This is a genomic window from Psychroserpens damuponensis (genome assembly GCF_000826655.1).
In the GTDB taxonomy this organism is placed as follows: Bacteria; Bacteroidota; Bacteroidia; order Flavobacteriales; family Flavobacteriaceae; genus Psychroserpens; species Psychroserpens damuponensis.
This window is the reverse complement of record NZ_JXJO01000024.1, coordinates 341098-355821: the sequence shown is the minus strand read 5'-3', so window position 1 is coordinate 355821 and position 14724 is coordinate 341098. Positions and strand designations below refer to the sequence as shown.

Sequence of the window (14724 nt, the reverse complement as noted above, 5' to 3'; positions counted from 1 at the left end):
AAAGTTTTAGTTTTTAAGTTTGTGTATTAATTTTCTAACACCATTATAAATAAATGCATTTGTTTTAACGTAATAAAAAGAAATACAACACACAACAATGATAAAAACAAGTGTTCCAATAATAGCTTGTGTAGGGTTTAACGCTTTTAAATAAAAGTGATTGAGTCCAAGACCTGTAAAACTTCCGTAGATGATTATAAAATGAATGACGTAGATGGATAAGGTTTTTTGTCCGATTTTTCCAATTAGTGAACCCTTTAAAAACGGTTCTGCAGCATAGAATACAGCAAAAAGCAAAAGCACATTTCCGAAGCGTGTAAACAAATAATTATAATAAGCAGAGGCTTTAAAAAGCTCAATATTTGTAAAATGATGCAATCTCATCAACAAGTATGAAGAGTATTCAATTAAGATGCTTCCAAAAATCACAAAACATATAACGGTCACTAATCTAAATCGGTTTCTATGCGCATGAGAGAAGAAAACTGTTGCTAGAAATCCGCCAAATGCAGTAAATCCAAACCAAGGTAAAATCGTGAAAATTGAGCCATTGGCTTTGCTCATATAATTAGCAAAAATAATTGGAATATGACTCAAATCTAAATTACGGTATAAAGGTTCGGCTAAAAAGCAACCAAAACCTAAAAGGAATAAAAACAACGACAGTAGCCAAACTTTTTTCCGAAGTAAAACATAGCATCCAATAAGAAGTATGAGTGATAAACCAATACATTGCAAGACATCAATTATAAAAAAAGAAGTATTAAAATGACCATAAAACAAACTAAATAAATCAATACGAAGTGCATAACCAATACCAATTAAAAGTAATCCTCTGTAAAGGCCTTTTTTTATTCTTATAGTGTCGTCACCTTTATTTTTGGCTCGTAAAAGCAGGTATAAAAAAACCAAACCAGATATTGTAAAAAATGTTGGTGCAGTTATACCTCTAAAATAGGTCCAAATTTGAAAGGCTATATTAGTGTCATCTCTGTAAATAGGGTTGAGTAGCGTGTTAATAAAATGGCCTTGTAGCATCATTATGATAGCAAAAGCTCGCACAGCATCAATAAAAAAGAGTCGGTTAGTTTTCAATTGGGATGAAATTAAGGAGATAAAGATACTTTTAATTTTTATGTTGGCTAAGTTTAATATCTTCGAAGATTAATTCAGGAAAAATATATGGATTTTATAAACGAATTTGCGAGTCATTTCTCTTCTTTAGCATGGGGAATTCCATTATTAGTTTTACTAATTGGTGGAGGGTTATATTTACTTATCGTCTCAAGATTTTTACCATTTCGGTTTTTTGGTCACGCCATTCAAGTGCTTCGTGGTAAGTATGATGATCCTAATGATCCTGGAGAAATTAGCCATTTTAAGGCATTAACAACTGCATTGTCGTCTACTATTGGCATGGGAAATATTGCAGGTGTGGCTTTAGCGATTTCGGTTGGTGGACCAGGAGCCATGTTTTGGATGTGGATTAGTGCCATTGTTGGTATGAGCACAAAATTTTTTACATCAACATTGGCAATTATGTATAGAGGTAAGGATAGTAATGGCGATTTACAAGGTGGTCCCATGTATTTTATTACAGAAGGTTTAGGAAAAAATTGGAAGTTTTTAGCAGTTATGTTTTCTTTCTTCGGAATGTTAGGAGCATTACCAGTTGTAAATGTCAATCAATTAAAACAAGCTATAAACGACATTATATTAATCCCAAATGGCGTAGAAGTAAGTTTAGGAAGTAACCTGATTATAGCTGCAGTTTTAGTTGTATTGACCAGTGTGGTCATTCTTGGTGGTTTAAAACGTATTAGTAATATTGCTTCCAAAATGGTGCCATCTATGGTTATTTTATATTTTGTTTTGGTGCTTATTATACTTGCAGTAAATTATACTGAAGTACCAAAATATTTCATTATGATTTTTACAGATGCTTTTGAAGCTAATTATTTAGATCCAGAAAGTAATAAAGATGTGTTAGGAGGTGTTCTTGGTGCTCTTGTGCTTTTAGGAATAAAACGAGGAGCTTTTTCTAATGAAGCAGGAATTGGTACAGCTCCAATGGCACATGGTGCAGCCAAAACCGATGAACCTGTACGCGAAGGATTAGTGGCTATGTTAGGTCCTGTAATTGATACGCTAATTGTTTGTACACTAACGTCTTTAGCAATTTTAGTGACAGGAGTTTGGGAAACGACCTCAGATAATGGTGTGTCACTAACAGCTTCTGCTTTTCAAAATGCGATGCCAGGTTACGGCCAATATCTTCTTATGATTTGTGTGTTTATTTTTAGTGTATCGTCATTGTTTTCTTATGCTTACTACGGAACCAAATGTACTTCATTTCTAATAGGAGCAAATAAAAAACACTATTACAACTATCTTTATATTCTTAGTATTATTCTAGCAGCAACAACACCTTTTGAAGCGATGATAAATTTAATAGATGGTATTTTTGCGTTTATGGCTATACCTACCATGTTGGCAACCATTATTATGGCTCCACGAGTTGTGAGAGAGGTTAAAGCGTATCGCGAACGTTTGAAGAATACTTAAATTTTGGTAACAGAATTTTTAAATTGCTGAGGTGTCATGAGTTCCATCTTTTTAAATTGCCTATTAAAATAACTTGTATTATTAAAACCCGATTTAAATGCAATTTCAGACATTCTAAAATCTTTAGATTGTTTGATGAGTTGTTTTGAAAATTTAATTTTTTCAGAATTGATATAATCAATAGGAGAGATGCCTAAGGTGTTTTTAAACTGTTTATGAAAATGAGACGTACTCATGTATGCTTTTTTTGCTAATTGATCAACTGTAATGTCTTTATTGGTAAGGTTCTCCTTAATAAATTTGATAACAGTACCAATTCTAGTGTCATTAAAAATTTGATCTTGATTGGCAAGTATTAAAGACTTAGCTTTAGTTTGTAGCAATCTCACAATTAATTCCTGTATCATAAGATCTAATAATACATCTTTAGATTTACTGTTATTAGTAAACGTATAAGTTAAACGCTCTACGAGATGATTAACAGCAGTATTATTAATTAAATGTGAAGTATTAGCGTCTAAATCCCAAGATTTATTTTCATTTTCAATAGCGACAATCCTATTAAAATTATCTACAACTTCTTCAATTTTAGTAGCATCAATTCCTAAAGCTAAACATTGAGTAGGATCACTTTCTTTAGCAATAGGGAAATCAATAATCATTTCTTTATTGGTTGGCATGACTACAGATTCTCCTGGGAAAAAGTCAAATGAAGGGATGCCATCTATATGCATTACTTTTTTTCCTGTTAACATACTAGCAATGATTGGGAAGTCAAAAGTTAATGACACTTTTTCGGCAATAGCATGAGTTTCATAAATGTTTAACTCGGCATATTCAGCATTATATGTCGTTCTATTCTCAACCAAAGTTGAGAGTTTTCTCAGGCTTTTATGATGATTTAATAAATGACTCATATACAATATTACAAAAAATTAATAGGTACAATTATATAATAATAGATATGTTCAATATAATGATAATTATGTGCAATTGATTTAGGATTCTATAAAATATCTTTATAAAAATTATCTTATCAGTAATATTTGGTGTTAAAAGTTAAGGATGTGTTAAGGTTAGCGTTCTTTTTTTAACATGGGTTTTATAGTAAGATAATCAGTTTAATCATATAAATTAGTATAAAATGAGTTATTCAAAACCAAAATTTAAAGAGAAATATGGCAATTTTATAAATGGAAAATTTGTAGATCCTATAGGTGGCCAATATTTTGAAAATACATCTCCTGTTGATAATACTTTAATAGCAAAATATCCACGTTCTCAGAAAGAAGATGTCGAGTTAGCTTTAGATGCTGCAAACGCAGCTAAAGAAGCTTGGGGAAATACATCGGCAACAGAACGCTCTACACTTTTAAATAAAGTTGCAGATATTATTGAAGCTAATTTAGAAGAATTTGCATTAGTAGAAACTTGTGATAATGGTAAGCCAATTAGAGAAACCCTCAATGCAGATGTTCCATTGGCAGTAGACCATTGGCGTTATTTTGCTGCGTGTATTCGTTCTGAAGAAGGAAGCGCAACAGAATTAGATCAGCATACGTTGTCCATGAATATTAAAGAACCATTAGGTGTTGTTGGTCAAATTATTCCTTGGAATTTCCCATTACTCATGCTATCTTGGAAATTACCACCAGCTTTAGTTACAGGTAATTGTGTGGTGTTAAAACCTGCAGAACAAACGCCTTCAACAGCAACCTTACTAATGGAAAAAATAGCAGAAGTATTTCCTCCAGGAGTAGTGAATGTTGTTCACGGTTTTGGCCCAGAAGCAGGAAAGCCTTTGGCCTCTAGTTCAAAAGTTGATAAAGTAGCATTTACTGGAGAAACAACTACAGGGCAACTTATTATGCAATATGCTTCAAAAAATTTAAATCCAGTTACTATGGAACTAGGAGGTAAATCGCCTAACGTGTTCTTTAATTCGGTTATGGATCATGATGATGCTTACTTAGACAAAGCTATTGAAGGTGCTGTTTTATTTGCCTTTAATCAAGGAGAAGTGTGTACCTGTCCTTCAAGAATTTTAGTTCAAGAAGATATTTATGATGCTTTTATGGAGCGTGTTATTGAACGTACAAATGCAATCATTCAAGATAATCCTTATGATACCAATACAATGGTTGGAGCACAAGCGTCTAATGATCAATATGAAAAAATTCAATCCTATTTCAAAATAGGAAAAGATGAAGGCGCTAAAGTATTAACAGGAGGAGAAGCAAATACATTAAATGGAGATTTTGCCAACGGGTTTTATATAAAACCAACAATTCTAGAAGGCCATAATAAAATGAGGGTTTTTCAAGAAGAAATTTTCGGACCAGTAGCTTGTGTTACTAAATTTAAAGATGAGGCCGAAGCTATAGAAATTGCAAATGACACGCTCTACGGATTAGGAGCAGGAGTTTGGACACGAGATGCACATCAATTATACCAAATTCCAAGAGCCATAAAAGCAGGTCGTGTTTGGGTGAATTGTTACCATGCGTATCCAGCACATGCACCATTTGGAGGATACAAAAAATCTGGGTTTGGTAGAGAGAATCATGTGATGATGCTTAATTATTATCGCCAAACTAAAAACATGCTCATCTCGTATGACAAGAATAAATTAGGTTTCTTTTAGTAGAAATTGAATTAATAGCACTAAAGGCTGGATTCTTATTTAAATTCAGCCTTTTTAATACCTTTATATTATGGAGCGAGTAACAATTACAGATAAAGCAGCAAAAGTTTTAGAACAATTAAAAGAAAAACATGGTGATTTAATTTTTCATCAAAGTGGTGGCTGTTGTGATGGATCTGCACCAATGGTTTTTGAAAAAGAAGATATGTATCTAGATGACAGCGATGTTTTATTAGGAACTCTAAATGATGTTAACTTTTACATGAATCAAGATCAATTTGAATATTGGAAACATACACATTTAACTGTTGATATTACCGAAGGTCGTGGCGCAAGTTTTTCTTTAGAAATCCCGTTAGGTCTTCGTTTTTTAATTCATTCTAGAATGTTAACTAAGGAAGAAGAAATGTTTTTTAACACAAAATAACTATCTTTTAAACTTTTAACATTCTAAATTATAATTATGTCCAAAGTAAATAAGGCTAAAGCCTATTGGAAAGAAAATATAAAGTATGTGCTCATCTTACTTTTTATATGGTTTTTAGTCTCCTATGGTGCTGGTATTGTTTTTAAAGACGAATTAAATCAAATAAAAATTAAAGGTTTTAAATTAGGATTTTGGTTCGCACAGCAAGGGTCATTGTATGTTTTTGTGATACTCATATTTGTTTATGTAAGATTGATGAATAAATTAGATAAAAAATATGGCTATGATGAATAAGGGATTACTCATTGCAAATTTAGATGTTCAAACGTGGACTTACATTTTAGTTGGTATTACGTTTGCGCTATATATTGGTATCGCAATTTGGTCTAGAGCAAGTTCTACAAAAGAATTTTATGTTGCAGGAGGAGGAGTTTCTCCTTTAGCAAATGGAATGGCAACTGCAGCAGATTGGATGAGTGCAGCATCATTTATTTCCATGGCAGGCATCATCTCTTTTGCAGGATACGATGGAGCTGTGTATTTAATGGGATGGACAGGTGGTTATGTGCTATTAGCCTTATTATTAGCACCATATTTGCGAAAATTTGGAAAGTTTACAGTTCCTGATTTTATAGGAGATCGTTACTATTCTAAAACAGCTAGAATCGTAGCTGTATTTTGTGCTCTTATAGTATCGTTTACGTATGTGGCTGGTCAAATGCGTGGTGTTGGTATCGTATTCTCACGATTTCTAGAAGTAGATATTAATACTGGTGTTATTATTGGGATGTTGATTGTTTTATTTTATGCCGTTTTAGGAGGTATGAAAGGTATCACTTATACACAAGTAGCTCAATATTGTGTGCTGATTTTTGCTTTTATGGTACCAGCTATTTTTATTTCAATTCAAATGACAGGAAATCCAATACCACAATTAGGTTTTGGTAGCCAATTAAGTGATGGTTCTGGTACATTTTTGCTTGATAAATTAGATGGTTTAAGCACAGAACTTGGGTTTTCAGAATATACTGAAGGTTCTAAATCTACAGTAGATATGTTTGCCATTACCTTGGCTTTAATGGTAGGGACAGCAGGATTACCTCATGTAATTGTACGATTTTTTACTGTAAAACGTGTGAAAGATGCACGCAAATCTGCAGGAATTGCTCTATTGTTAATCGTAATTTTATACTCAACAGCACCTGCTGTAGCTGTTTTTGCAAGAACAAATATGATTGAAACGGTTTCTAATCAACCGTATTCAGATGTTCCACAATGGTTTAAAAAATGGGAAACTACAGGGTTAATCACATTTACTGATAAAAATAAGGATGGTAAAATTCAATATGTAGCAGATGAGACTATTAATGAATTGGTCGTTGATAGAGATATTATGGTTTTAGCAAATCCCGAAATTGCAAAACTACCCAATTGGGTGATTGCACTAGTTGCTGCAGGAGGATTGGCTGCTGCGTTATCAACAGCTGCTGGCTTACTTTTGGTGATTTCAGCATCAGTTTCTCATGATTTAATAAAGAAAGTATTTAACCCTAAAATTTCAGAAAAAGGAGAACTAGTCGCTGCACGATTATCAGCCGTAGGAGCTGTTTGTGTCGCTGGATATTTTGGTATACATCCACCTGGTTTTGTAGCAGCTGTGGTTGCTTTAGCTTTTGGATTAGCTGCCGCTTCTTTTTTTCCAGCAATTATACTTGGTATATTTTATAAAAAAATGAATAAAGAAGGAGCAATTGCTGGTATGGTTGTAGGTATTACAGCCATGTTACTTTATATGATGAAGTATAGACTAGGTTGGTTTGATGCCGCACTACCAAGCAAAAACGAATGGTGGTTTGGTATTTCTCCCGAAGGTTTTGGAAGTATTGCCATGATGCTTAACTTTATGGTATCCATAGTTGTAATGAAGTTTACAAAACCACCACCAGAAGACGTACAAGAAATAGTTGAAAATATTAGAATTCCAAGCGGAGTAAATAATGCCATTAATCATTAATAATCATGAGTAATTATCACATAAAACATTTAGAAGAATACTATCAAGTTTACAGAAAATCAGTTAGAGATCCTGAAAATTTTTGGGAAGAAATCGCAGGAGAACACTTTCTTTGGCGAAAAAAATGGGATAAGGTTTTAAGTTGGGATTTTAAAAAACCAGAAGTAAAATGGTTTGAAGGAGCACAATTAAACATTACCGAAAATTGTATTGATAGACATTTAGCAACAAGAGGAGAACAAACCGCTATTTTGTTTGAACCTAATGATCCCAACGAAGGTGCAGAGCATATAACTTACAATCAATTACATCAACGCGTTAATCAGTTTGCAAATGTGTTAAAAAATCAAGGTGTAAAAAAAGGCGATCGTGTTTGTATTTACGTACCCATGATTCCAGAATTAGCAATTTCGATTTTAGCCTGTGCTAGAATAGGAGCTATACATTCCGTTGTGTTTGCTGGGTTTTCTTCTACAGCATTAGCAACTAGAATTAATGATAGTGATTGTAAAATAGTGATCACTGCAGATGGCTCTTATCGCGGCGCAAAAACCATCGATTTAAAAGGTATTGTAGACGACGCATTAGAAAACTGTAAAGGTGTTGAGACTGTTTTAGTCGCAAAGCGAATTAACTCAGCTATAACTATGAAAGAAGGTCGTGATAAATGGCTACAACCTTTATTAGACAGCGCCTCAAATGAATGTAAGGCAGAAATAATGCAAGCCGAAGATCCCTTATTTATTTTATACACATCTGGATCTACGGGTACTCCAAAAGGCATGGTACATACCACAGCAGGTTATATGGTTTATACAGCTTACACATTTAAAAATGCCTTTCAATATAGAGAAGGTGATGTATATTGGTGTACAGCAGATATTGGCTGGATTACTGGTCACTCATACATTGTGTATGGTCCTTTAGCAAATGGAGCAACAACAGTTATGTTTGAAGGAGTGCCAAGTTATCCCGATTTTGGACGCTTTTGGGATATTGTACAAAAACATAAAGTCACTCAGTTTTATACAGCACCAACAGCCATTAGAGCCTTGGCAAAGCAAGGTGTCGATCTCATAGAAAAATATGATTTATCATCCCTAAAGGTTTTGGGAAGCGTAGGAGAACCTATAAATGAAGAAGCATGGCATTGGTATAATGATAATGTTGGTAAAGGAAAAAGCCCCATTATTGATTCTTGGTGGCAAACCGAAACAGGAGGCATTATGATAACACCAATCCCATATGTCACACCAACAAAACCAACCTATGCAACTTTGCCTTTTATTGGAATCCAGCCCTGTTTAATGGATGAAAATGGTGAAGAATTAAAAGGCAATCAGGTAGAAGGTCGTTTGAGTATAAAATTTCCTTGGCCAAGTATAGCACGTACCATTTGGGGAAATCACCAACGTTATAAAGATACCTATTTTTCTACCTATGAAAATAAGTATTTTACAGGAGATGGTGCCTTGCGAGACGAAGTTGGTTATTATAGAATAACAGGTCGTGTAGATGACGTTATTATTGTATCTGGCCATAATTTAGGAACAGCGCCAATAGAAGATGCCATCAATGAGCATCCTGCAATTTCTGAGAGTGCCATTGTTGGTTTTCCTCATGATGTGAAAGGATCTGCCTTGTATGGGTATATTACATTAAAAGATGTTGGTGAAAGTAGAAATCATGACAATCTTAGAAAAGAGATCAATCAATTAATTTCAGATAGAATTGGTCCTATAGCTAAATTAGATAAAATACAATTTACCGAAGGCTTACCAAAAACACGTAGCGGAAAAATTATGCGACGTATTCTACGTAAAATTGCCGAAAAAGATACCAGTAATCTAGGAGACATTAGTACGTTGCTCAATCCAGAATGTGTTCAGGATATAAAAGATAATGCGTTGTAGATGTGCTATCATTTTGTATGATGATCATTAAGAGTAAGTGTGACCTCACAATCTTTTAATTAATTTGGGCATTACCTTTTACATTGCTGTCATGTTGTTAATCATTTAATTTTGGTGATTGCGCATAGTCAAAATATACTAAAATAAGTTAAAGTAATCAATGTAAAAGGTCGTGCTTTCACCAGTCGCTATCAAAGATGAGCTCCAACAATGGCTCAATCACTAATGCATAAATTAAGCTATAGCTGGGCCACGTCGTTTTTTCAACCAAACAAAAACCAACAGTGACAATACTCCAAAAACAGAAAACCCAATAAAGAGAGGTAGTACAGAGGTTTTTACAAAACTTCCAATGTAGATAGCAATGGGTACAGCCATTACTGTAGACACAAAACCGTTAATTGCTGCACCAATGCCTGCGATGTGTCCCAACGGCTCCATGGCTAAAGATCTCAAATTTCCGAAGAGAAAACCAACAGCAAAAAACTGAAGTAAGAAAAACGTTACCAATACGTGAATACTTGGGTTATTTCCGGTGTGAAATAACAACACATATAGCAACGAGATCACAGCATAAGCGATAGTTGCATAATAGGCAATATTAAAAGAGCCAAATTTAATAACGAGTCGGCTGTTGGTGAACGTGGCAAATCCTACCGAGAATGCAGTACTCGCAAAAATATAAGGGAACAATTCTCCCAATACATATTGCTCTTGAAAAATTTGTTGCGACGTGCTTAAATACACCATAAATGATCCTGTAATAAAGCCAGATACCAAAGTAAGGGCAATGGCTTCTCTATGTTTTAAAAACTCAACCGTACCAGTAATGAAGATTTTGGGAGAGAATTTAATTCGTTTTTTAGGTTCTAACGTTTCGGGTTGACGTCTCCAAAACCAGAGTACAATGAGTAATCCAATTAAGAGGTTGACGTTAAATATGGCTTTCCAATCAAAAAAATCTAATAACAATTGTCCAAAAGTGGGAGCAACAATTGGCACGAGTATAAAAAACATGACGATAATAGATAAAATTTTAGCCATAAAATCACCACTATAAGTATCTCGAGTCATAGCAATAGCAATGGTTCTTGGAGATGATAATCCTATCCCTTGAAATACACGACCAATGAGCATGACTTCAAAATTGTTGGTGGTTACACACACGATACTTGCAATAACAAACACGGTAAACCCAAAATAGACCATAGGTTTTCTACCAAAACTATCAGATAATGGTCCAAAAATTAACTGTCCAAAACCTAAGCCTAAAAAAATCATGGTAATCAACTTTTGATTATCACTAGAATCTACAACATTCAATTGGCTACCAATATCTGGTAAAGCTGGTAATAATGCGTCAATTGATAGTGCCACAATAGACATTAACGATGCCATGAGAATGACAAATTCAATTTTAAAATCAGGTTTAGTTTGCATCGTGCAAAAGTACGAGATTTCACAGATTAAATGCGGTCCTAAATCGAATTAACAAAATATTGACTTTCAAAAAATAATCTTCCAATTTTTCAATTGTATCTTAGTGCTTTAAAACATCAATAATTGAACATTTAGATCAGAGAACGTATGGTAACAGATGCACTAATTAAACTTTTTAAAAGGGATTTAAACGCTTTAAAAGAAGAGATTAACACCTATCAAAAAGAAGACAATCTTTGGGTTTCAAATGACACCATTACTAATTCTGCAGGTAATTTAGCCTTACATCTTGTAGGGAATTTAAATCATTTTATAGGTGCAACACTTGGTAACTCAGGCTATGTGAGGCATCGTGATTTAGAGTTTTCACAAAAAGAAGTCTCTAGATTAGATATCAACCAATCTATTGATGATACGATTTTAGTTATAGAATCTGTACTTAACAATTTAACCGAAGCCGATTTACGAAAAGAATACAAACGTCGTATTTCTGAAACTCATATGACAACAGAGTATTTTTTAGTACACTTAACCATGCACTTAGCGTATCACCTAGGCCAAATTAATTATCACAGACGTCTATTAGATGTATAAATCTAGTTATAAAGGAATATTTCCATGCTTTCGTTTTGGTTTCACGATGTCTTTATCTTGCAACATGGCAAAAGCTTTAATTAATTTGCGTCTTGTGTTTTTAGGAAGAATAACTTCATCAATAAATCCACGTTGGGCTGCACTATAAGGATTTGCAAATAATTCGGCATATTCGGCTTCTTTTTCTTGCCATTTAGCTTCTTTATCATCTGCCGTATTAATTTCTTTTTTAAAGATAATTTCCGCAGCACCTTTGGCACCCATAACCGCAATTTCTGCGCTAGGCCAAGCAAAATTCATATCGCTTCCAATATGTTTTGAGTTCATTACATCATAAGCTCCTCCATAAGCTTTTCGCGTAATTACTGTAATTCTTGGTACAGTAGCTTCACTAAACGCATAGAGTAATTTTGCACCATGAACAATAATACCATTCCACTCTTGATCGGTTCCTGGTAAAAATCCGGGTACATCTTCTAGCGTTAATAACGGAATATTAAAACAGTCGCAAAAACGTACAAAACGTGCTGCTTTTTTAGAACTGTTAACATCTAAAACACCTGCTAAATACATAGGCTGATTGGCAATAATCCCAATGCTTCGTCCTCCTAGACGTGCAAATCCTACAATAATATTTTCTGCATGATCTTTGTGAATTTCATAAAATGAATTCTCATCTATAATTCCCGTAATAACCTCATGCATATCATAAGGTTTGTTGGCATTATCAGGAATAATAGAAGACAAGCTATCTCTAACTTCATCTTTTAATTCATATGGTAAAAGGGTAGGAGTTTCGGTATTATTTTGAGGTAAATAACTTAATAATGTTTTTAAATCTTCTAAACATTCTACATCGTTAGATGATGTTTTATGTGCCACACCAGATTTTGTAGAGTGCGTACTTGCGCCTCCAAGTTCTTCACTTGTTACGTTTTCATTGGTCACTGTTTTTACCACATTTGGTCCTGTAACAAACATGTAACTGGTATTTTCAACCATTAAAGTAAAATCAGTCATAGCAGGTGAATAGACAGCGCCTCCAGCACAAGGTCCCATGATTGCAGATAATTGAGGGATTACTCCAGAGGCTTGTACATTACGATAAAAAATATCAGCATAACCTCCAAGTGATCGCACACCTTCTTGTATACGTGCACCTCCAGAATCATTTAAGCCAATAATTGGAGCACCAACTTTCACTGCTAAATCCATGACTTTACAAATTTTTTCTGCATGTGTTTCAGATAGTGAACCACCAAAGACTGTAAAGTCTTGAGCAAAAATGTAGATGAGTCTACCATTTATAGTTCCGTAGCCTGTTACGACGCCATCACCATAAAACACTTGTTTTTCCATGCCAAAATCTTTGGTTCTATGGGTAACTAGAGCACCTATTTCTTCAAAAGAGCCGTCATCTAAAAGATACATAACACGTTCTCTAGCGGTTAGTTTTTTCTTTTGGTGCTGCTTATCTATTCTAGCTTGTCCGCCACCTAAATAGGCTTGGTTAAGTTTATCGTTGAGGGTTTTTATTTTTGAATCCATATGTTGTTTAGTTTTGCAATTCTAACAAGGTCTCTATGTCGATAGACGAGACATTAGTTATCTTGATTATTGTTAGGTCGAGCGCAGTCAAAACCTAAATCATAAAATTTAATTGGGAATTTTCAATTGTTTCTGTTCTTCAATATAATGCTTCACAGCAATTAAAGCAGCAATTTTAGCTTCGGCTTTTTGTTCATCTAATAATTGATCTGCAGCGTAATATTTTTTTACAAAATGTGTGTCAAAATGTCCACTTCGGAAAGCGTCATGTTCACAAACAAAAGTTCCAAATGGTAAGGTGGTTTGGATCCCTTCAATATGATAATTACTTATGGCTGTTTTCATTAACGAAATAGCTTCGTCACGCGTATTTCCGTAGGTAATCAACTTAGATATCATTGGATCGTAATAAATAGGGATTTCCATGCCTTGCTCAAATCCGTTATCAACTCTAATACCTGGACCTTCTGGAAGTTTATAGACCTCTAAAGTCCCTACACTTGGTAAGAAATCGTTAAGCGGATCTTCAGCATACACGCGTAATTCTAGAGCGTGACCATGAATTTTTAAATCGTTTTGTTGTATTGGTAATGTCTCACCACGAGCCACTAGAATTTGCAGCTCTACCAAATCTGTATTGGTGATAATCTCAGATACAGGATGCTCAACCTGTAAACGCGTATTCATTTCTAGAAAATAGAAATTATGGTTTTCATCTAGTAAAAATTCAACCGTACCTGCACCAATATAATCGCAGGCTTTTGCTACTCTTACAGCTGCTTCGCCCATTTGCTGGCGCAACTCAGGTGTGAGAACGCTAGAAGGTGCTTCTTCTACTACTTTTTGATGACGACGTTGAATACTGCATTCGCGCTCAAATAAATGTATGACATTGCCATGCGTATCTGCCATCACTTGAATTTCGATATGTCTTGGTGAAGCCACATATTTCTCAATAAAAACAGAGCCGTCACCAAAAGCATTAATGGCTTCACTAATCGCGCGATCCATTTGCGATTCAAATTCGGCTTCATTTTCAACGATACGCATTCCTTTTCCTCCACCTCCTGCAGAGGCTTTGATTAAAATAGGAAAGCCAATGCCTTTCGCAATTTTTTTAGCTTCAGGTATATCTGTTATGGCTTCATCGGTTCCAGGAACCATTGGTATATCGTAAGCTTTAACGGTTTCTTTTGCCGCTAATTTGCTACCCATAACTCTAATAGCGTGAGATTTTGGGCCAATAAAAATAATATCATTTTTTTCACATGCCTCTGCAAAGTCTGCATTTTCACTTAAAAATCCGTAACCTGGATGAATAGCGTCAACATTGAGGTTTTTAGCAACTTCAATAATGTTATCACCTAATAAATAAGATTGATTAGAAGGTGCTTCTCCAATGAGAACTGCTTCATCTGCATATTTTACATGTGGTGATTGTCTGTCTATGGTTGAGTACACTGCAACGGTTTTGATTCCCAATTTTTTTGCAGTTCTCATAACGCGAATAGCGATTTCTCCTCGGTTTGCGACTAGTAATTTCTTCATCAATAAATTGATTTATCGTTTCCGTAAAACG

General features: G+C 34.5%; 12 protein-coding genes. 7 read left to right on the top strand and 5 right to left on the bottom strand.

Annotation, left to right across the window (positions count from 1 at the left end; translation table 11 throughout):
- Positions 1–6: 6 nt before the first annotated feature.
- Positions 7–1095, bottom strand: a complete 1089-nt coding sequence (locus TD29_RS15950; RefSeq protein ID WP_052467148.1) for a heparan-alpha-glucosaminide N-acetyltransferase domain-containing protein — start codon at positions 1093–1095, stop codon at positions 7–9.
- A gap of 87 nt (positions 1096–1182) precedes the next feature.
- On the opposite strand from TD29_RS15950, the gene TD29_RS15945 reads away from it, so the two are divergent.
- On the top strand, positions 1183–2565 hold the full coding sequence (locus TD29_RS15945) for an alanine/glycine:cation symporter family protein (RefSeq protein ID WP_040282103.1): 1383 nt from the start codon (positions 1183–1185) through the stop codon (positions 2563–2565).
- Here the strand turns inward: TD29_RS15945 and TD29_RS15940 are convergent.
- Entirely contained in the window at positions 2562–3482 is a 921-nt protein-coding gene (locus TD29_RS15940; RefSeq protein WP_040282101.1) for an AraC family transcriptional regulator, read from the bottom strand. The genes TD29_RS15945 and TD29_RS15940 overlap by 4 nt on opposite strands.
- Before the next feature lie 227 nt (positions 3483–3709).
- Between TD29_RS15940 and TD29_RS15935 the strand changes: the two genes are divergently transcribed.
- The 5 genes from TD29_RS15935 to acs all read left to right on the top strand — a co-directional run bounded on the left by TD29_RS15935 (position 3710) and on the right by acs (position 9563).
- The gene (locus TD29_RS15935) at positions 3710–5209 is read left to right on the top strand and encodes an aldehyde dehydrogenase family protein (protein ID WP_040282099.1); all 1500 of its coding nucleotides are present in this window, start codon (positions 3710–3712) and stop codon (positions 5207–5209) included.
- Between the two features lie 70 nt (positions 5210–5279).
- A complete protein-coding gene (locus tag TD29_RS15930) occupies positions 5280–5636 on the top strand; it encodes a DUF779 domain-containing protein (protein WP_040282097.1) in 357 nt (118 codons plus the stop codon).
- 36 nt (positions 5637–5672) lie between these two features.
- A complete protein-coding gene (locus TD29_RS15925; protein ID WP_040282095.1) occupies positions 5673–5930 on the top strand; it encodes a DUF4212 domain-containing protein in 258 nt (85 codons plus the stop codon).
- Positions 5923–7650, top strand: a complete 1728-nt coding sequence (locus TD29_RS15920; protein ID WP_040282243.1) for a sodium:solute symporter family protein — start codon at positions 5923–5925, stop codon at positions 7648–7650. Before TD29_RS15925 ends, TD29_RS15920 begins: the two co-directional genes overlap by 8 nt.
- Positions 7651–7655: 5 nt before the next feature.
- Positions 7656–9563 (top strand): acetate--CoA ligase, encoded by a 1908-nt coding sequence (gene acs, locus TD29_RS15915; RefSeq protein WP_040282093.1) that lies wholly within the window; start codon positions 7656–7658, stop codon positions 9561–9563.
- Between the two features lie 234 nt (positions 9564–9797).
- Here acs and TD29_RS15910 read toward each other — a convergent pair whose 3' ends face one another.
- Complete coding sequence (locus TD29_RS15910) at positions 9798–11003, bottom strand: multidrug effflux MFS transporter (RefSeq protein WP_040282091.1); 1206 nt, start codon at positions 11001–11003, stop codon at positions 9798–9800.
- Between the two features lie 147 nt (positions 11004–11150).
- Between TD29_RS15910 and TD29_RS15905 the strand changes: the two genes are divergently transcribed.
- Positions 11151–11597, top strand: coding sequence for a DUF1572 family protein (locus TD29_RS15905; protein ID WP_040282089.1), 447 nt, complete (start codon positions 11151–11153; stop codon positions 11595–11597).
- A 6-nt stretch (positions 11598–11603) separates the two neighbouring features.
- Here TD29_RS15905 and TD29_RS15900 read toward each other — a convergent pair whose 3' ends face one another.
- A complete protein-coding gene (locus TD29_RS15900; RefSeq protein WP_040282087.1) occupies positions 11604–13145 on the bottom strand; it encodes an acyl-CoA carboxylase subunit beta in 1542 nt (513 codons plus the stop codon).
- 108 nt (positions 13146–13253) lie between these two features.
- Entirely contained in the window at positions 13254–14693 is a 1440-nt protein-coding gene (gene accC / locus TD29_RS15895; protein WP_040282085.1) for an acetyl-CoA carboxylase biotin carboxylase subunit, read from the bottom strand.
- Positions 14694–14724 lie beyond the last annotated feature (31 nt).